The organism is Paenibacillus sp. MMO-58, assembly GCF_037146255.1.
Lineage (GTDB): Bacteria > Bacillota > Bacilli > Paenibacillales > Paenibacillaceae > Pristimantibacillus.
On record NZ_JBBCVY010000005.1, the window covers coordinates 490,559 to 508,894 of the forward strand.

The 18,336-nt window shown below is 51.4% G+C and carries 18 protein-coding genes; 16 read left to right on the forward strand and 2 right to left on the reverse strand.

The genetic code is table 11. From position 1 onward, the window contains the following. Nucleotides 1–84: 84 nt before the first annotated feature. The 9 genes from WFJ73_RS18280 to yajC all read left to right on the forward strand — a co-directional run bounded on the left by WFJ73_RS18280 (nucleotide 85) and on the right by yajC (nucleotide 8,132). Nucleotides 85–675, forward strand: coding sequence for a BofC C-terminal domain-containing protein (locus WFJ73_RS18280; protein ID WP_336774415.1), 591 nt, complete (start codon nucleotides 85–87; stop codon nucleotides 673–675). A gap of 161 nt (nucleotides 676–836) precedes the next feature. Beyond that, complete coding sequence (ruvC, locus tag WFJ73_RS18285) at nucleotides 837–1,337, forward strand: crossover junction endodeoxyribonuclease RuvC (protein ID WP_015845963.1); 501 nt, start codon at nucleotides 837–839, stop codon at nucleotides 1,335–1,337. Beyond that, on the forward strand, nucleotides 1,334–1,972 hold the full coding sequence (gene ruvA, locus WFJ73_RS18290; RefSeq protein WP_336774416.1) for a Holliday junction branch migration protein RuvA: 639 nt from the start codon (nucleotides 1,334–1,336) through the stop codon (nucleotides 1,970–1,972). Before ruvC ends, ruvA begins: the two co-directional genes overlap by 4 nt. Before the next feature lie 20 nt (nucleotides 1,973–1,992). Beyond that, nucleotides 1,993–2,994 (forward strand): Holliday junction branch migration DNA helicase RuvB, encoded by a 1,002-nt coding sequence (gene ruvB / locus WFJ73_RS18295; protein WP_127494555.1) that lies wholly within the window; start codon nucleotides 1,993–1,995, stop codon nucleotides 2,992–2,994. A 5-nt stretch (nucleotides 2,995–2,999) separates the two neighbouring features. Beyond that, a complete protein-coding gene (locus WFJ73_RS18300; protein WP_336774417.1) occupies nucleotides 3,000–3,443 on the forward strand; it encodes a thiol-disulfide oxidoreductase DCC family protein in 444 nt (147 codons plus the stop codon). Beyond that, nucleotides 3,443–5,548 carry a SpoIID/LytB domain-containing protein gene (locus tag WFJ73_RS18305; protein WP_336774418.1) on the forward strand — a complete coding sequence of 702 codons (2,106 nt, stop codon included), beginning with the start codon at nucleotides 3,443–3,445 and terminating at the stop codon, nucleotides 5,546–5,548. Before WFJ73_RS18300 ends, WFJ73_RS18305 begins: the two co-directional genes overlap by 1 nt. Before the next feature lie 7 nt (nucleotides 5,549–5,555). Continuing rightward, a complete protein-coding gene (gene queA, locus WFJ73_RS18310) occupies nucleotides 5,556–6,602 on the forward strand; it encodes a tRNA preQ1(34) S-adenosylmethionine ribosyltransferase-isomerase QueA (protein ID WP_336774419.1) in 1,047 nt (348 codons plus the stop codon). 50 nt (nucleotides 6,603–6,652) lie between these two features. Beyond that, complete coding sequence (gene tgt, locus WFJ73_RS18315) at nucleotides 6,653–7,786, forward strand: tRNA guanosine(34) transglycosylase Tgt (protein ID WP_132307261.1); 1,134 nt, start codon at nucleotides 6,653–6,655, stop codon at nucleotides 7,784–7,786. A 31-nt stretch (nucleotides 7,787–7,817) separates the two neighbouring features. Continuing rightward, nucleotides 7,818–8,132: a preprotein translocase subunit YajC gene (gene yajC / locus WFJ73_RS18320; RefSeq protein ID WP_336774420.1), complete on the forward strand. Its 315-nt coding sequence runs from the start codon at nucleotides 7,818–7,820 to the stop codon at nucleotides 8,130–8,132. 84 nt (nucleotides 8,133–8,216) lie between these two features. On the opposite strand, the gene WFJ73_RS18325 is transcribed toward yajC, so the two are convergent. Continuing rightward, nucleotides 8,217–8,609 (reverse strand): TIGR04086 family membrane protein, encoded by a 393-nt coding sequence (locus WFJ73_RS18325; RefSeq protein ID WP_336774421.1) that lies wholly within the window; start codon nucleotides 8,607–8,609, stop codon nucleotides 8,217–8,219. A gap of 150 nt (nucleotides 8,610–8,759) precedes the next feature. Between WFJ73_RS18325 and WFJ73_RS18330 the strand changes: the two genes are divergently transcribed. Both WFJ73_RS18330 and WFJ73_RS18335 read left to right on the forward strand, forming a co-directional pair. Beyond that, nucleotides 8,760–10,079 carry an ArsB/NhaD family transporter gene (locus tag WFJ73_RS18330; RefSeq protein ID WP_336774422.1) on the forward strand — a complete coding sequence of 440 codons (1,320 nt, stop codon included), beginning with the start codon at nucleotides 8,760–8,762 and terminating at the stop codon, nucleotides 10,077–10,079. A gap of 116 nt (nucleotides 10,080–10,195) precedes the next feature. Continuing rightward, entirely contained in the window at nucleotides 10,196–10,933 is a 738-nt protein-coding gene (locus WFJ73_RS18335; protein ID WP_336774423.1) for a DUF421 domain-containing protein, read from the forward strand. 78 nt (nucleotides 10,934–11,011) lie between these two features. On the opposite strand, the gene spoVB is transcribed toward WFJ73_RS18335, so the two are convergent. Beyond that, nucleotides 11,012–12,571, reverse strand: a complete 1,560-nt coding sequence (gene spoVB / locus WFJ73_RS18340; protein ID WP_336774424.1) for a stage V sporulation protein B — start codon at nucleotides 12,569–12,571, stop codon at nucleotides 11,012–11,014. A gap of 198 nt (nucleotides 12,572–12,769) precedes the next feature. On the opposite strand from spoVB, the gene WFJ73_RS18345 reads away from it, so the two are divergent. The 5 genes from WFJ73_RS18345 to recJ all read left to right on the forward strand — a co-directional run bounded on the left by WFJ73_RS18345 (nucleotide 12,770) and on the right by recJ (nucleotide 18,291). Beyond that, on the forward strand, nucleotides 12,770–13,009 hold the full coding sequence (locus WFJ73_RS18345; protein WP_127494535.1) for a post-transcriptional regulator: 240 nt from the start codon (nucleotides 12,770–12,772) through the stop codon (nucleotides 13,007–13,009). A 94-nt stretch (nucleotides 13,010–13,103) separates the two neighbouring features. Then, on the forward strand, nucleotides 13,104–14,336 hold the full coding sequence (gene secD, locus WFJ73_RS18350; protein ID WP_336774425.1) for a protein translocase subunit SecD: 1,233 nt from the start codon (nucleotides 13,104–13,106) through the stop codon (nucleotides 14,334–14,336). Then, a complete protein-coding gene (secF, locus tag WFJ73_RS18355; protein ID WP_336774426.1) occupies nucleotides 14,326–15,246 on the forward strand; it encodes a protein translocase subunit SecF in 921 nt (306 codons plus the stop codon). The genes secD and secF overlap by 11 nt, the downstream gene beginning before the upstream one ends. Nucleotides 15,247–15,342: 96 nt before the next feature. Then, the gene (locus WFJ73_RS18360) at nucleotides 15,343–16,233 is read left to right on the forward strand and encodes a cation diffusion facilitator family transporter (RefSeq protein ID WP_336774427.1); all 891 of its coding nucleotides are present in this window, start codon (nucleotides 15,343–15,345) and stop codon (nucleotides 16,231–16,233) included. A 24-nt stretch (nucleotides 16,234–16,257) separates the two neighbouring features. Beyond that, nucleotides 16,258–18,291: a single-stranded-DNA-specific exonuclease RecJ gene (gene recJ / locus WFJ73_RS18365; RefSeq protein WP_336774428.1), complete on the forward strand. Its 2,034-nt coding sequence runs from the start codon at nucleotides 16,258–16,260 to the stop codon at nucleotides 18,289–18,291. Nucleotides 18,292–18,336 lie beyond the last annotated feature (45 nt).

Below are 18,336 nucleotides of genomic sequence, written 5' to 3' on the forward strand. Positions count from 1 at the left end.
GAAATACAAGGGGCTATTATTATGATGATGAGGTTCAGCTTATGGAAACAATTGAAAAAAAGACTGCGACGGGGGCGGCGTCCGATGTGGACTTTAGGATCATTCTTGATTGGAGTGACAGTGCTCGTACAAGCTTTTTACGTTACGCCGGCTGCCGCTGCGGCAGGGGCTGCTGTTAAGGAACCGGGAGAAGGCAATCCCGGTCTAATCCGTATTTTACAGGAGCATGAGGAGCCGCTCGCCGTTCAGCTGCACCGCCAGTACATTTGCGGAGAGGAAACGCAGCCGCTTGGTCAATTGACCTCCGCTGAAGTGATACGTATGCTGGTGTCTCATCCGGAATGGACGGCGATGCTGTCGCAGGACGGTCAGACCGTGCTGCTAGAGCAGGAGATTGAAGATTTCTCGCAATCCTGCAAAGGCAATATCTATATCGGGCTGGATAAACAAGGCTACCTGTCTCTCTTTGAAGGAGCTCCCAAAAAAGAGAAGGTCGTGAAGACCTTTTTTCAGTTGGACGTGAAATATATGGAGAGCAGTCTGCCGCAGGATAAGGTAGACCGTCTGTCCGAAGGTATTAAGATAGGCGATATGGATGAATATAACAGCGTTTTGTCCACCTACAGCGACTTTGCCATACCCGCCAACCAAAAAGTGATGAAGCCGACTTATTGATCGGATGTTGACCTTCCGCGTTCTCCAGCGGAAGGTTTTTTCATAGACGGAGCTATTCCGCCTCCATGCTGTGATCTCAAACGCGTGTTCTCATATGGTCCATCTTTTGCTATAATGGACGGATAAGAAGCGGTAATGACTGCCGCAAAGGAGTTGGCGGATTGCGCGTTCTTGGTATAGACCCCGGCATTGCGATCGCGGGATTTGGTTTTATTGATAAGGACGGCCATAAGCTGAAGCCGGTCCAATACGGCTGTATTCAGACGGCTGCCCATACGCCTCAAGAGGAGAGGCTTGTACAGATTTATGACTCGGCGGTTGCGCTCATGGATAAGTATAAGCCGGATACCGTCGCGGTGGAGAAGCTGTTCTTCAACCGTAACGTAACCACGGCGTTTGCCGTAGGGCAGGCGAGAGGGGTTATTATTCTGGCCGCTGCCCAGCGGGGACTGCCGGTAGCGGAATATACGCCGCTTCAGGTGAAGCAGGCCGTTGTAGGTTATGGCAAAGCAGAGAAGCGCCAGGTGCAGGAAATGGTCAAAATGTTTCTTAAGCTGTCGGCCATACCGAAGCCGGATGATGTGGCGGATGCGCTAGCTGTAGCGATCTGTCATGCCCATTCTTCGGGGTTGTCGCAAAAAATTAACGAGGTGCTTCGATGATCGATTTTTTACGCGGACTTATTTCTCATGTAGAATCCGAATATGTCGTTTTAGATGTCAGGGATGTCGGCTACCGGGTGTTTACGCCTAATCCGTATGCCTTTGCGGGCAAGGAAGAAGCCGTCACCATTTATATTCACCATCATGTCCGCGAGGATGCGATCCTTCTGTACGGGTTTGAGTCGAGAGAGGAGCAGACCTTGTTCCGCAAGCTGCTCGAAGTTTCGGGCATCGGTCCGAGAGTGGCGCTTGGCATTCTGGCCGGCGGTCGCCCGGATGCCGTAATCGGGGCGATTCAGCAGGAAAATATCGCGTTCCTGACGAGACTTCCGGGCATTGGGAAAAAGACGGCTCAGCGCATGATTCTCGACCTTAAGGACAAACTGGCCGGATTTGCCACGGATGCTGGGCTTCTTGCCGCAGCGGGGCTTGCGCCTCATCAGCCTGTCTCCGCGGCAAGCGCGCAGCAAGGCGCCGGAACTGCCTGGGAAGAAGCGCGCGACGGGCTTTCCGCGCTTGGTTATACGGCTGCCGAGCTGGATAAGGCGTGGAACGCCCTGGCACCTTCGGTAACCGCGGACGAAACGGTGGATTCATTAATGAAACGTGCCTTGCAGCAGCTGTTTAAAGGCTAATACAAAGGAGCTGAGCGAGGGTGGAAGATCGGATTATATCCGCTAACCTGATGATGGATGAGCAGGCCATGGAGTTAAGCCTGCGCCCCCGGTATCTGGCTGAATATATCGGGCAGTCCAAAGCGAAAGAAAATTTAAAGATTTATATAGACGCAGCCAAGATGCGGAAGGAAGCGCTGGACCATGTTCTGCTGTACGGGCCTCCCGGGCTCGGGAAAACAACGCTGTCGAACATTATCGCCAATGAACTTGGCGTTAACTTGCGCACAACGTCGGGTCCGGCAATCGAACGTCCCGGCGATCTTGCCGCCCTGCTGACCAATCTGCAGGAGGGCGATGTGCTGTTTATTGACGAGATCCATCGACTTCACCGGACGGTAGAGGAAGTGCTCTATCCGGCGATGGAGGATTTCGCGCTGGACATTATGATCGGCAAAGGGCCAAGCGCCAGATCCGTCCGCCTCGACCTGCCGCCGTTTACGCTTATTGGAGCGACGACGAGAGCGGGCCTCCTGTCGGCGCCGCTGCGCGACCGGTTTGGCGTAATCAGCCGATTGGAGTTCTATACGGTGGATGAGCTGGCTTACATCGTATCCCGTTCGGCTGAAATTTTTGACATTGCCATTATCGGTGAAGCATCCGAAGAAATCGCGATGCGTTCCCGGGGAACGCCGCGTATTGCGAACCGCCTATTGAAGCGGGTACGCGATTACGCGCAGGTGCGCGGAGACGGCATCATTACGCACGAGATTGCGAAGTCCGCGCTGGAGCTGCAGCAAGTCGATCCGGTAGGGCTTGATAGTATCGACCACAAGATGCTGCTGGCTATGATGACGACGTTTGCCGGCCGTCCGGTCGGCCTGGACACGATTGCCGCGTCGATAGGTGAAGAGAGCCAGACGATTGAGGATGTCTACGAGCCTTACCTAATGCAGATCGGCTTTCTGCAGAGGACGCCTCGCGGCCGGATCGCAACGGATCAGGCCTACCGTCATCTCGGCATGCCTATACCGGAAAGGTGAGGAAGATGAAGAGCGAGCGGGAAAAGCTGTATGTCGTATACGACGGAACTTGCAATTTGTGCATGGGAACGGTAAAGAAGCTGCAAGAGCTCCGTTCCAACGCCGATATGATTTTTGTGCCTATTCAATCGCTTGGTGATGCGGAAATCCGTGTTCCCGGAATCGAGAAGGCTGCGGAAGCGGACTTATACGAGAAGATGCATGTGGCAGACGGAAAGGGCCGGCTGTATGCCGGCGCTGACGGTGTTGTCCGGATTTTGCGCACCATAAAAGGCTTTCGCCTGCTTGCTTCGCTTTACCGCTTGCCCGGCTTAGGCCGGATTGGCGATTTGTTGTACCGTTATATCGCGAAACGCCGATACGACTGGTTTGGACGTACGGAGCAAAGCTGCTCCGTGAATGGATGCAACTTGCCACCGCAGCATGAGAAGGGAAAGGGGAATCATTGATGAATTTTCAACGATGGTCGTTCAAGCGGTTATCCCTGCTTACGATCGCCGGACTGTTGTTTGTATCGACTTGGTGGGCCAAGCCTTCGCTTGGCGCCGTTCCGCAGCTTGATACGATTCGTGTTGCCATCTATCTGCAATTGCCGGGGAAATATCAGGCAAATACGGCAGCGGCTACATTTTCTTCTGCCGGAGGTTTAACTATAGGCATGAGCGATCCTTCGGGTACGGTACCGTGGATCAATACCGGGGCGAATGTGCAATCCCGGATTGCGAAGGACGACTACAAGGTAAAAGTAATCGAGACGGAAAGCTTTGATACGGCGCTTGCCGTTTATAAACGGCTGCAGGCCTTGTCGGGGAGCGGCTTTATCACGTCCCTGAAGAAAAAAGGTAAGACGGTCTATCAGGTAGCGGAAGGTACATACGGCAATGCGGCAGATGCTACGGCGGCCATGACCAAATGGTCGGCGGACAGCACAATCAGTAAGCTAATCGGCAGCGCTAAAGCGGCTATTCAAGGGCCGTTCCACCTGGAAAGCGCAACAACTTACGCCTCCGAAGCGGAGGCGGTAAAAGCTTCCGATGCCTTTAGCGCAGCGGGTGTGGATGCGTTCGTAGGCGTACGCAAGGCTGACGGAAGCGCAAATGCGCGTTATTCCGTGTTTGTTGGCGCGGCCGCCAGCACGGCTGAGCTTAATGTGGTTAAGACGGCTGCCGGCGCAGCGGGCAGCGGGCTGAAGACGGCGGACGATTCCGCTTATCTTCTGGAACGCAACGACCATACTTTAAGCGGCAAAGCTGACAGCCCGGTTACGCTTTACGCGTTCCCGGTTAATAATGCGAAGGTGCGAATTATGCCAGCCGGCGACAGCACGATCAAGCTGACGGAGCGAAGCAGCCGGACTTACCGGGGGCAATTCGAGGTTAGCGAATTTAACGGCAAGCTGGCTGTCGTTAACGAGCTGCCGTTCGAGCAATATTTGTATTCGGTAGTAGGCGGAGAGATGATCGCGTCGTGGCCGCTTGAAGCGCTTAAAGCACAGGCGGTAGCGGCACGCACGTATGCGTTGTACCAGGGCGCAGGCTTCCAAATCGCCAATGTGGTGGATACGGTAAGTAGCCAGGAATATCAAGGAACTGTAACCGAGAAGCCTTCTACCATTCAAGCGGTAGACGAGACGGCCGGCGAAGTGATGCTGTACAACGGCAAGCTGATTGAGGCTTTGTTCTCGTCGAACGGCGGCGGCAGAACGGCTGATGCTTCGGAAATTTGGGGCAATTCCGTTGCCTACCTGAAGAGCGTTTCCAGCCCGGCGGACAGCTCTTCGGAGAAGGGCTTGTATACCTGGTACCGCGTTGTTCTTCCGAATAACGATACCGGTTATATCCGCGAGGATCTGCTGACCGATTCGGGTCAGACGAATGCGGCTGGCGTTAAGCTGATGACCGTGAATACGGACGGCTCCAAGGTGCGGAAAAATCCGAAGGTAGAAGATTCCGTTACGTTAGTCGGACAAGTGAATAAAGGAACGGTTGTCGCCGTTCTGGACAAAGCGGTCGAGAATAATGCGATGTCCTGGGTGAAAGGTCCGTTTACGTCCTCGGAGCTTCTCGCTACGATGACGAAGCAGGCGAGCGTTACGGGTCCGATTACTTCCTTGCAGGTCGGGACAACAGGTCCATCCGGCCGCGTTACGCAATTGCTTGTCAATGGACAGGCTTACAATGTAAAATATCCAGATGTGCTTCGTTCGGCGCTTGGCGGTTTGCCTAGCACGTTGTTTAAGGTAGACGAAACGGCGAAGGTGACTATGCTTGGAGCTAACGGCTCGACCCGCACGAAGACTTCTTCCGCGCAGCCCGTTTATATGATTCAAGCAGGCGGCAAGGTCACGCAGGCGGACGGCAACGTTATGGTTATGAACGGAGACAGCCAGATCCGCGCGACAACCAAGGATCCTTCCTTCCGTTTTGTCGGATCGGGGAACGGCCACGGAATCGGATTATCCCAATACGGAGCGTTAGGTCTGGCGCAGCAAGGGTATGACTACTCTTATATCTTGCAATACTACTATAAAGATGTAACCATCGCTAAGGAATGATTGATTTATGAACGTAGATTGGTTTGATTTTGAACTGCCCGAGCATCTGATTGCCCAAACGCCTCTTGCGGACCGTACGGCATCCAGACTTCTGGCGCTTAACAAAGAGACGGGCGAAATCGCCCACCGTACCTTTACGGATCTCGCCGAATATATGAAAGCGGGAGATGTGCTTGTTCTGAACAACACGCGCGTCATTCCGGCTCGTCTCACAGGAGTAAAGCCCGATACAGGCGCGAAGATCGAGCTGCTGCTTCTGAAACAGCTGGAGGGCGACCGCTGGGAGACTTTAGCCAAGCCGGCCAAGCGTATAAAGGTAGGCTCCGAGTTGTGGTTCGGCGACAACGGAAGCGGTGAGCCTCTTCTCCGCGCGTTTGTAGAGGATGAAGGCGATATGGGGGGGCGGACGATCCGCTTCCAGTACGAGGGCATCTTCCAGGAGCTGCTCGACCGTCTGGGGGAAATGCCTCTGCCTCCTTATATCAAGGAGAGGCTGGAGGAGAGAGAACGCTACCAGACCGTATACGCCAAGCACGAGGGCTCTGCGGCAGCTCCAACGGCAGGGCTTCATTTTACGAAGGAGTTTCTGCAGCAGCTGGTCGACAAAGGGGTTAAGCTTGCCTACATTACCCTGCATGTCGGTTTGGGCACCTTCCGGCCGATGTCCGTTGATAAAGTTGAAGAGCATGAGATGCATTCGGAGTACTACGAGCTGGATGAAGAAAATGCCGCAATAATAAATGAAGCCAAATCGTCGGGAGCCCGTATTATAGCTGTGGGCACAACCTCCTCGAGAACGCTCGAGACGGTAGCCGCTAGATTTGAAGGCGGACCTATTAAGGCTTGCAACGGCTGGACGGATATTTTTATTTTCCCGGGATACGACTTTAAGCTGGTAGATGCCCTGCTGACAAACTTCCATTTGCCGAAATCGACGCTTGTTATGCTGGTCAGCGCACTGGCCGGACGGGATGCGATTATGAAGGCTTACGGGGAAGCTGTCCGTGAAGAATACAGGTTCTTCAGCTTCGGCGACGCCATGTTTATCTATTAGCACCAGCTTACGCAAGCACGATAATTCCAAGTAGACAGGAAGAATGACTAGTGGCTGTAAAATACGAATTAATTAAAGTTTGCAAACAGTCCGGCGCGCGTCTTGGACGGGTCCACACTCCGCACGGCGTTATCGAGACGCCAACGTTTATGCCGGTAGGGACTCAGGCAACCGTTAAGACGATGAGTCCGGAAGAATTAAAAACGATGGATGCTCAAATTATTTTGAGCAACACGTACCATTTGTTCCTTCGCCCTGGCCATGACATTGTCGGCCGGGCAGGAGGCCTTCACAAATTCATGAACTGGGACCGTCCGATTCTTACCGACAGCGGCGGCTTTCAAGTATTCAGCTTAAGCGACATGCGTAAAATTACGGAAGAAGGCGTACAATTCCGCTCCCATCTGAACGGGGACAAGCTGTTTATTTCTCCGGAGAAGGCGATGGAGATTCAGAACGCGCTTGGCTCGGATATTATGATGGCCTTTGACGAATGCCCGCCATATCCGGCTGATTATGATTACGTGAAGCAATCGCTTGAGCGCACTACGCGTTGGGCGGAGAGATGCCTTAACTCCCATGCCCGCAAACATGACCAAGGATTGTTTGCAATCGTGCAGGGCGGCATGTACAAAGACCTGCGGATCCAGAGCGCGAAGGATTTGACTTCCATGGATTTCCCGGGGTATGCTATTGGTGGACTGAGTGTAGGCGAGCCTAAGCATTTGATGTATGAAGTGCTTGATTACACGGTACCTGAGCTGCCAACAACCAAACCAAGATATTTGATGGGCGTTGGTTCGCCGGACGCATTGATCGAGGGCTCGATCCGCGGTGTGGATATGTTCGACTGCGTATTGCCGACGCGTATTGCCCGCAACGGGACAACGATGACAAGCCAAGGCCGTCTTGTTGTACGCAACGCGAAATTCGCTGAGGATTTCGGTCCGCTTGATCCGGAATGCTCCTGCTACACCTGCCAAAACTACTCGCGAGCGTATATCCGGCATTTGCTCAAAGCAGACGAAACGTTTGGCATCCGGCTTACGACCTATCACAACTTACATTTCTTATTACAGCTCATGCGTGATGTGCGTCAGGCGATTATGGAAGACAGGCTTCTTGATTTCCGCGACGAATTTTTCACCAAGTATGGACTGTTCGATAACGAGAAGGGCTTTTAAGCTTAGATTTTAGGGAAAGGGGGGAATTTCCATGACGACATTTTTAGCAGCAGGTGAGGCAGGCAGCACGAATATTTTCCAAATGATCTGGCCTTTTATTCTGATGTTTGCGGTGTTCTATTTCTTGCTTATTCGTCCGCAACAGAAGAAAACAAAACAGCGTAACTCGCTTCTCAGCCAGCTGAAGAAGGGCGATAAAATTCAAACGATTGGCGGCCTTCAAGGCACAATCGTTGAGCTGACGGACGACATCGTTGTTCTTCGCGTAAACGATACAACTAAGATGACGTTCGACCGTAGCGCAATCAGCTCCGTACTGAACAGCGCGCCGGCAGCAACGGAATAATGCCAAATGAAAAGAAGCTGATCCTTAGGGTCAGCTTCTTTTTCATGAGTGTAGTATGTGCAGAGGCATAATTATTCATTACCGTTATTTCTTAAGGTTAACCCCGATCATTCCGCCAAAGGCTCCAGCCAGCATAGCGGCAAGCAGCATAATGGCGCTTTTGCCGGTCAATCCGCTGTTCGCTGCCAGGAAACCGATGGTCAGCACGGTAATGCCGTAAATGAGACCAAGCAGGGCTCCGTGATACCAGCCTTTCATACCGGAGCGTTTACCCGACACGAAACCTCCGGCTAGAGCGGAGAAGCCATGGACGGCAAGCGAGTACTGAGGCAGGTTGTTTTCCTTCATATTGCTGAAGTAAAGCAAACACGAAAGCAACAGTGCGCCTATAGCAAGCCAAATAATCGAATATATAACGCCTGCAATTAGCGGAGAGCCGATACGCGGCGGCTTGGCGATCGATTTGATCGAATTCATCTTATTCCCCCCTTGTACAAGACTATTAGTACACCTTATGGTCAAGCTGGTCGGATTAGACCTGTCGTTTGACTCGGACTGGACGTTATTTACAACTTTTTTGTATAATGTGCTTTGCTGTTTGAATTGCTGAAACAAGGAGTTGTTAGTTTGGAACAGATTTACCATCCTGCTGCGTGGCAGGTAACGGCTGCTGTCGTTATTTTCCTCACGACGTATGCCATTATCATTACGGAAAAAATAAACCGTACCGTCATTGCTTTATTTGGTGCGGTTGTCATGATTGTGCTTGGCGTATTGGATATGAAGCTGGCTTTTACCGAACACATCGAATGGGGAACAATTTTCTTGCTGATCGGGATGATGATCCTGGTTGGCATTACGAATAAGACAGGCGTGTTCCAGTATGCTGCCGTAAAAGCAGCGCAGACCGCAAAAGGCGATCCGGTTAAAATTTTTATTATCCTGTCTTTGCTTACGGGGGTTGGTTCCGCTTTTCTTGATAATGTAACGACCGTGCTTCTGATCGTTCCGATTACGTTCTCGATTACCCGGATACTGAAAATCACGCCGGTACCTTTCCTGCTGGCTGAAATCTTGTCGAGCAATATCGGAGGAACGGCTACCTTAATTGGTGATCCGCCTAATATCATGATTGGCTCGGCCAACGAGAATTTAACGTTTAATGACTTTCTTGTAAACCTGGCTCCTGTAATTCTTGTTATCCTGGTTGTTACAATCGCTTTGCTTGTCTGGATTTACCGGAAAAAGCTGATTGTAACCGACGAATCAAAGAAGGAGCTTATGGACTTAAAAGCGGAGGACAACATCACGGACCGTAATCTGATGGCGAAGTCTTTAACGATCCTGCTGCTGACGATTGCCGGCTTTGTTCTACACTCGGTTATTCATGTTGAAGCGGCTGCGATTGCCCTGGGCGGTGCCACGCTTCTTATGCTGATTGGGGTGAAGCGGGAGGACGCTGAGGCTGCCTTTGACATGGTGGAATGGGAAACGATCTTTTTCTTTATCGGATTGTTTATGCTTGTTGGCGGTCTGGTGGAGACAAACATCATTTCGGATCTGGCAAATGTCACATTGCAGATCACTTCCGGCGATATGACCAAGACCTCCATGCTGATCTTATGGGTGTCGGGTATTGCTTCCGCGACTATAGACAATATCCCGTTTGTGGCGACGATGATTCCGCTTATTCAGGATCTTGGAGTTCAGATGAACATTGCAAATCCCGATGATCTTAATCCTTTATGGTGGTCTTTGTCGCTTGGAGCCTGTCTGGGCGGCAACGGAACGTTGATCGGCGCATCGGCCAATGTGGTCGTAGCGGGACTTGCGATGCGGGAAGGCAAAGGCTTCAGCTACTTGGATTACTTGAAAATCGGAGCGCCGTTAACGCTGCTTGCTCTTGTTATTTCCACCATATATATCTATTTTATTGTATTACCATAGGTTATTTACCCATAAATTCGTTACTCCGATAATCGCATGATGTGTCAGGCTGTAGGCCAGAATAGCTTTACGTGCTGTTCCGAAGCTGGCATGACAAAAACGAGGAGGCGGTTAGGATGGAATATGGGAGCATGCTGCTCCGAACCGTATTGATTTACTTCGTCGTATTTCTGATCATGCGTTTTATGGGAAAAAGGGAAATTGGCAAGCTATCCGTATTTGACCTGGTTATCTCCGTAATGATTGCTGAAATTGCCGTTATCGTTATCGAGGATGTAGAGCGTTCGATGTGGGAAGGCATTTTGCCCATGGTTGTTCTGCTTATCATTCAGATCGGCATCGCCTTCATCGCCCTTAAGAATCGAACCGTGCGGTTATGGTTTGACGGGAAACCAAGTGTCATCATTGCAAAAGGGAAGCTGAACCGTGATGTTATGCGGAAGCAGCGCTATAATCTTGATGATCTGCTGCTCCAATTAAGGGAAAACAAGATCAGCACGGTTGCTGATGTTGAGTTTGCCATTCTCGAGACAACAGGGAAATTATCGGTTGTAGAGAAAGAAAAAGAAGAAAACAAGGCACAAGAGGAACCAAAGGACCAAGCTGCCGAGAAAACGATCCTAAAGCCGCAGTCCCAGACGCAGGGGCGATTCCGGTTCGAAATGCTGCCGATCCCTGTGATCATGGACGGCAAAGTTCAGGATGAGAATTTGGCCAAGATGGACAAAACCAGATTCTGGCTGAAAAATGTGCTGCAGGAACAGGGCGTGCACGATTTCAAGGAAGTATTTCTTTGCACGATTGACCATAAAGGAAAGCTGTTTATCGATACCGACAAAAAGCCGCGCTACTAGCTGGAACGACCCCCTGCCACTATTTGAACAGGGGGTCGCTTCCGGACAAGGAAGCACGGCTTTTTCTTGCGTTGGTTCTCATTTAAACCATTGTCCCAGAACCGGGATGCGGGCAATATCGTAACGGTCGATTATTTTCATCCAGACCATTAAGAGCAGATACAGGATTACGCTGATCATGCATGCCAGCATCAGATTGATCCATTCCAGCGATAACGGCTGGGTATTCATCATCCATCTTGCGGCGGCGCCCATAACGATCATGGCTGCTCCAACCTTTACGAAATCCAGCACCTGCATATGGAAGCCAATAAAGCGCAATACGCTGATGCCATGGAGGACCGTAACGAGCACGATATTGACGTTAATGGCAATAAGCGCACCGTATATGCCCAGCTCGGGCTTTGAGGCAAGCATAACGATCAGAACGAGTTTGACGGCAGCCCCGACAAAGGTGTTCATTAGCGCTGTGCCGGGCTTGTTCAACGCTTGAAGAGCAGCCTGCAAGGGAGCTTGCAAATAAATGAATATGCCGATTGGAGCTATCAGCTGGAGCATCGGGGCAATATCTGCTTGATTGTAGAGCAGACGGCAGATCGGTTCGGCGAACAGCCACATCACAACAACAAACGGAGCTCCGGCAACTAGAGCAAGGCGCATCGACTGATGCATGCGGATATGGATCGTCGCTTTGTCTCCCTTTGCCGCCGCTTCAGACAAAGAAGGAACCAGGGAGGAAGCAAGCGAGAAGGTTAAGGCCGTTGGCAGGAGCAGCAGCGGAATGATCATCCCTTGCAGCGCGCCGTATTGGGCAGTGGCTACGCCGGTTGCAATCCCAGCGGCAGCGAGGCTTCGGGCGGTTAGAATCGATTCCAGCAAATAAGACAAGGATCCGACCATCCGGCTTCCGGTCACCGGAATGGACAAGCCAAGCAAGCGGCGAAGCACAGGGGTATTTTCTTCGGGCGGATCAGCGGATGTGCGTTTTGGAGCGGGCTTAGGCTTCCCGCGTTCCTTCGCATACGTCCAGAGCAGAACGGCAAGAGCGCCAATCTCTCCCGCGACAACCCCAAGCATGGCACCGGCAGCAGCCCATTCGATCCCCCTCGGAAGCAGCAGGGAAGCAAAGGTCAAGGAGCCGATAATGCGGATGATGGTTTCAACGATTTGCGAGGCAGCGGAAGGTATCATATTTTGCATGCCTTGGAAGTAGCCCCGATAGACGGAGGAAACTCCTATGATAAGCATCAGGGGCGTCATTACCATAAACGTCTGATAGACCCTGGAGTCGGTTAGCAGATGGGTCGTAATCCATTTCGCGAAGAGGAGCAGCGCAGCCGTCATCACGATAGCTAGTACGATAGTAAGGCCCATTGCTGTCCGGAAAATTTGTTTGACCCGCGTAGAGTCGCCGCGAGATACGGCTTCAGCCGTCCATTTGGTAATGGCCAGCGGAATGCCGCCTGTTATAACGGTCAGCATAACCGTCAAGAACGGGTAGCTGAGCTGGTACAGCCCGACGCCCTCCGCTCCGATGATTCTCGGGAGAGCAATACGCGGAACAAAACCGAGCAGCCGGTTAATGATGCCGGCGGCCAGCAGAATCATAGCCCCTTTTATAAACGTTTGCTTCGTCATTCGTCGCCCTCATCTCTTCAATAATCCCACCTACTGTATCCGTACATCTTTATGCGCGGCATGTCCGAATCATGAATCATCCAAATTTATCAATTCAAAAGATTCAGCAGGAAAATCGACAAGCAGTATCGAATAGGTAGGAGGACAGTTACCACTATCGGAATAGGGCATTTGCAAGGCCAGAAGGAGGAGACAGCCGTGGGAGATGAGGATCTGAACAGCGCGATCGAACAGCTGTGCAACAGCAAGGCGGAAGAATTTCATCTCATCGGATATGAACATGTAACGGGGAAAGAGATTTGGGAATGCGTAAGCGAGAAGTATAGCAAGACCGGTCAGCCGGAGCTTCATCAGATCGTAAACGATATCTTGTCCTTAAAAGTGACAAAATTTATGAATTTTATGACGCTGAGCGCTTTTCGGGGAAACCATTTCTAACGGAAGGGTTTTCTTTTTTTTTCGTGCAATTTTACACGCAAGTACAACCTAAGTATAATAGGAATATTGAGATCTTAAGGGGGACTATGTACGTATGAACTGGAAGAGATTAACTGCCTTCCTTGCGGTCGTTGTCATCATGTTTGGCGCTATCGCATGGACGAGCCCGGCTCTTGTCAAAGATATCCGGCTCGGTCTTGACTTGAAGGGCGGATTCGAGGTATTGTACGAAGCCTCACCACTTGAAGGCGGCGAACAGGTAACGTCCGAGTCGCTCAAAGAAACGGCGCATAGCCTGGAGCAGCGTATTGACTCCACGGGTACGACGGAGCCTGAAATTACCCGTGAGGGCAGCAACCGGATTCGGGTGAAAATTCCTGGTGTCACGGATGAAACGGCAATCAGAGAAATGCTGAAAAAGCCGGTTAATCTGACATTCCGCGGTCCGGACGGCACGGTTGAGCTGCAAGGCAATGATTTCGTGCAAAACGGTGCGAAAGTCGAGTTTGACCAATTGGGCAAACCGATGATCACCATTAAACTGAAAGACGCGAAGAAGTTCGAAGACGTTACAACAAAGCTGACGGGCAAAACTTTGTCGATTTATTTGGATGATGAATTGCTGTCCAGCCCTTCTGTTAACTATCCGATTACAGGCGGTTCGGCCCAAATCTCGGGTAATTATTCCCTTGATGAAGCGAACAAGCTGAAAGATACGATCAACCTCGGTGCTTTGCCGCTGAAGCTGACCGAGATCTATACGCAAAGCGTAGGCGCGAAACTTGGACAAAAATCGCTTGAAGATACGGTTGGCGCTGGTATTATCGGCACAATCATCATTTTGATTTTGCTGATCGTCTTGTTCCGTGTTCCTGGTTTTGTAGCCGGTATTACGGTCATTACCTACACTTGGCTGCTCGTTGTTGTGTTTGAACTGATGAACGCTACGCTAACCTTGCCGGGCATCGCGGCGTTTGTACTCGGTATAGGTATGGCGGTTGACGCCAACATCATTATGTACGAGCGGATCAAAGAAGAGATTCGCAGCGGCAAGAGCCTGCTGTCTTCCCTGAAGGCCGGTTCGAAAAACTCGTTCCGTACCATTATGGATGCGAACGTAACGAATATCATCTCTTGCGTCGTATTGTACTTTATCGGTAACGGCGCCATCCGCGGCTTCGCCCTGACGATGATTTTCAGTATTCTCGTAAGTATCGTGACCAACATCTTCTTGGCGCGTCTGCTGATTCACTTGCTAATCCGCAGTAACCTCTTTACTAAACCTGGCTACTACGGCGTGAAGGAGGCAGAAATCCGTGCTCTATAATGCAAAGGTTCGGTTTGACTTTATTAAACACCGCAACAAGTTTTTCTTATTCTCGGCTATATTGACGATTGTCGGCATCTTGATGGTCAGCATCTTCCATTTGAACTTCGGGGTTGACTTCAAGGCCGGTACCAACATGGATATTCTCGTAGGCAAGAAGATAACCCAGGCGGAAGCCAAAGATATTTTGTCCGAGCAAGGCTATTCCGACATTACGCCTACGGTTGGAGGGACAAACGGCGACCGGGTCTCGGCTCGGTTTGACGATGTTCTCGATCAGCCGAAGGTACAGGCTATCGAGGATGCTTTTAAAGCAAAATACGGTGATAATGTATCTTCGGAGGTAAACGTTGTATCGCCGGATATCGCGCAGGAGCTTGGCGTTAAAGCGATTTACGCTGTTATTATCGCGAGCGTAGCGATTATGCTCTATGTTATGATCCGTTTCGAATGGCGTATGGCGCTTGCAGCCAACATTGCGATTTTGTATGATGCCTTTGTCGTTATTACCATGTTCTCGATTTTCCGTCTTCAGGTTGACCTGCCGTTTATCGCGGCCGTATTGACAACGATTGGTTACTCGATTAACGATAAGATCGTTATCTTCGACCGGATCCGCGAAAATCTTCGTTTTGCAAAAACAAAAAATGCCGATCAAATCGGCGATCTTGTTAACCAAAGCTTGTGGCAAACCATGGCGCGTAACATTTACACGGTACTCGCCGTTCTCATTATCGCGACGTGTCTGTTCATCTTCGGCAGCGAATCGATTAAGCTGTTCGCTCTCGCGAAGATGATTGGTCTTGCGAGCGGCGCTTATTCTTCGATCTGTATCGCAGCTCCACTGTGGATGGTTATGAAGAGCAAGCAAAAGCCGTCTACGAAAGCAGCGGCCAAAAAAGCGGTATAAGCATTAACGTCAAATATAGAAAAATACTCTATGAAAAAGTGGAATGGGAGCTGGACTTGTTCCATAACCGGCGTCCATTCCACGCTGGAGGCATAAATGTCAACCGAACAACGATATGCGAAGGCAAAGCCGGCTGAACAGGCAGGCTTATGGGGAACTGCGGCGCTGGCGTTGTTTAAAGGCATAGTAGGCGGACTCGCGGGCAGCAAATCGCTGCTCGCCGATGCCTTCCGTACGGCGGCAGAATGTGCCGCCGCTTTTGCTTTGTTGTCCGGTAAGCAGGAGGGAAGCAAAAAAACGGCTGCGGTGCTGCGGACTGAAGCGCTGACGAATGTTTTCCTGGCCGTGTTTTTTCTGATTACGAGCCTGGAGATTGGCATTTCAGCCATTCGTTCCATTGCGGAAGGGGTCGATAATCCGCCGCACTGGACCGCGCTTGCCGCAATTCTCCTTAGTTTGCTTGTACGGGAGATGTTCTTCTCCCAGAAGGAACGCGGCTCAAGCTTGTATTGCTCGCTTGCGGCGCTTGTTGGAGCAGGGGGAGCTATGCTTGGGAAGGCTGCGGCGCTGCCGGCTTTGTATTATTTGGATCCTGCGGCTGCAATTGTAATTGCAGTCATTGTCATGTTAAGCGGATATCGCACGATCGCCGGATTTGTAAGAAAAGATGCAAAGGCTGAGATCCAAAATGAGGACACGGAAATACTGATGCAGCTGATTCAGCGGGTAGAAGGGGTTATTACCGTAGAATCGATTCAGGCCAAGGAGCAAGGGCACTATGTTGTTGCTGATATTGTGATCAGTGTAAATCCGCGTATTTCCGTATTGGAAGGCCATGAAATTGCAAAGCGGACGAAGCAGCTGCTGCTTACCCGGTTCGGCCATGTTACGGACGTAACGATCCATGTGGAGCCTTATGATCCCGGTTATCCTTACAAATCGAATCATGACCCGAACCAGGAGCAAATGCCAACGCTTCTGCAATAGAATGGAAAGGGGTGAAACTTTAGCGTGATACAGGCAAAAACACGCTGGAATTTGGCGCCTTGGAATAAAGAGGATGAGAAGCAGGCGGAACGGTTGTCGGTACAGCTTGGAATTCCTCCTCTTGTTGCCAAGCTTCTTGTCCAGAGAGGCTATAAGGATAAGGAAGCGGCAGAAACCTTCCTGCGGGGAGGGGAAGACCGGCTGCATGATCCGTATCTGCTGATTGGGATGACGGAAGCCGTTGCCCGGATTCGGCAGGCGGCGGATAATGGCGAATTCATTCGTATTTACGGGGATTACGATGCGGACGGTGTATCCAGTACGTCGCTGCTGATCCATGTATTCCGCGAACTAGGTTATACCTTTGATTATTATATTCCGCATCGCGCCTTGGAAGGCTATGGCCTGAATACCGGGGCGATTGATTTGGCCGCGGCTGACGGCGTCCGTCTTATCGTCACGGTTGATACGGGCATCAGCGCTTACGAGCAAGTGGAATATGCGAAGTCGCTGGGCATTGATATGGTCGTAACCGACCATCATGAACCGCCGGAGCGGATTCCGGATGCGGTTGCCGTTGTTAATCCGAAACGGGAGGATTGTCCTTATCCGTTCAAAGGCTTAGCCGGTGTTGGCGTAGCCTTCAAGTTGGCGACGGCTCTTATGGGGCGTCCTCCAATGGAATGGACGGATATTGTCAGCCTTGGCACGATTGCGGACATCATGCCGCTTACGGATGAGAACCGGGTATTGGTCCGGGCTGGACTCGCCCGGCTGCAAAATACGGGCAATACCGGTTTCCGGGCATTATCGGAAGCATGCGGGATAGAGCTGGACCAAGTGACGTCCACGACCGTTGCTTTTGGCATGGCGCCGCGTATTAACGCAGCGGGGCGGCTCGATCATGCGAAGCGTGCGGTAGAGCTGCTGACGACCGGTGATTACGATGAGGCCATCAGGGCAGCTTCTTCCCTGGACGTGCTTAACAAGGAAAGACAACGAATCGTAGACGGGATTGTGAAGGAAGCCGAACTGCAGTGGCAGGGGAAAAGGGACGCTGCACAGACGGCTGGCAGACCAGAGCCTGCCGTCATCGTTCTTGCTGGCGAAGGCTGGAATGTTGGCGTAATCGGAATTGTTGCTTCCAAGATTCTGGAGCGTTATTACAAGCCGGTTATTATCCTTGGTATCGATCCGGACAGCGGAATGTGCAAAGGGTCGGCGAGATCCATCGAAGGCTATGATCTTCATGCCGCGTTAACCGAATGCGACGAGCTGCTGGACCATTACGGCGGTCATCAGGCAGCGGCCGGCATGAGCCTTCACCGCGATCAGCTGCCTGCATTCGAAGAGAAGCTTGGCGAGCTGGCAATGGAATGGCTCACGGAGCAGGATTGGATTCCGAAGACTGCTATTGATCTAGTCTGTCCGGTTGGGGACGCAAGCGTGCATACGATAGGTCAGCTTGCTTTGCTCGAGCCGTTTGGGGCGGGCAATCCGTCTCCTAGGCTGCTGCTGCAATCCGCCGAGTTGTCTGACTATCGAACGATGGGCAAGGATGCCAGACATTTGAAGCTCTCGCTGCGCAGCGGGCGTGCTTCCCTGGATGCGGTAGGGTTCGGATTGGGAGAGCTGTCGAATCAGCTGCAGGCAGGCCTGCCTATCGATCTCGTTGGCGAGCTGTCGGTTAACGAATGGAACGGCCAGCGCAAAGCCCAGCTGCATATTCATGATCTGTATTTCGGAGGAGCTCTTGCCAGATTCCCTGAACGGGAGCACTTCGGACAGGTATACCAGCTGCTTAGGAGAAAACAACGTATTCCGGCAAAAGGAATCGAGGCCTATCTATCCGGGCAATGCGGCTGGCCGGAGCAGATGATAACCGTCATGCTGGAGGTATTCCTCGAGCTTGGTTTTATTGCGGTAGACGGCACTCATTTCGTTGTTGCTGAGGCACCGCAAAAGCGTGATCTTGGTACGTCTCAGAGGTATCAAGAGGCAAAACGCGAAGCCGAAAGGCTGCGTTCGCCGTATGTTCCAAATGAAGTAATGGCATAATTGATATGGGAAGTAGAGAAAGGATTGAACAAAAGAATGAGCGAT

Coding starts and splice junctions, on each gene's coding strand:
- WFJ73_RS18280 (WP_336774415.1), top strand. CDS start 85: ATGTGGACTTTAGGATCATTCTTGATTGGAGTGACAGTGCTCGTACAA.
- ruvA (WP_336774416.1), top strand. CDS start 1,334: ATGATCGATTTTTTACGCGGACTTATTTCTCATGTAGAATCCGAATAT.
- WFJ73_RS18300 (WP_336774417.1), top strand. CDS start 3,000: ATGAAGAGCGAGCGGGAAAAGCTGTATGTCGTATACGACGGAACTTGC.
- WFJ73_RS18305 (WP_336774418.1), top strand. CDS start 3,443: ATGAATTTTCAACGATGGTCGTTCAAGCGGTTATCCCTGCTTACGATC.
- queA (WP_336774419.1), top strand. CDS start 5,556: ATGAACGTAGATTGGTTTGATTTTGAACTGCCCGAGCATCTGATTGCC.
- yajC (WP_336774420.1), top strand. CDS start 7,818: ATGACGACATTTTTAGCAGCAGGTGAGGCAGGCAGCACGAATATTTTC.
- WFJ73_RS18325 (WP_336774421.1), bottom strand. CDS start 8,609: ATGAATTCGATCAAATCGATCGCCAAGCCGCCGCGTATCGGCTCTCCG.
- WFJ73_RS18335 (WP_336774423.1), top strand. CDS start 10,196: ATGGAATATGGGAGCATGCTGCTCCGAACCGTATTGATTTACTTCGTC.
- spoVB (WP_336774424.1), bottom strand. CDS start 12,571: ATGACGAAGCAAACGTTTATAAAAGGGGCTATGATTCTGCTGGCCGCC.
- secD (WP_336774425.1), top strand. CDS start 13,104: ATGAACTGGAAGAGATTAACTGCCTTCCTTGCGGTCGTTGTCATCATG.
- WFJ73_RS18360 (WP_336774427.1), top strand. CDS start 15,343: ATGTCAACCGAACAACGATATGCGAAGGCAAAGCCGGCTGAACAGGCA.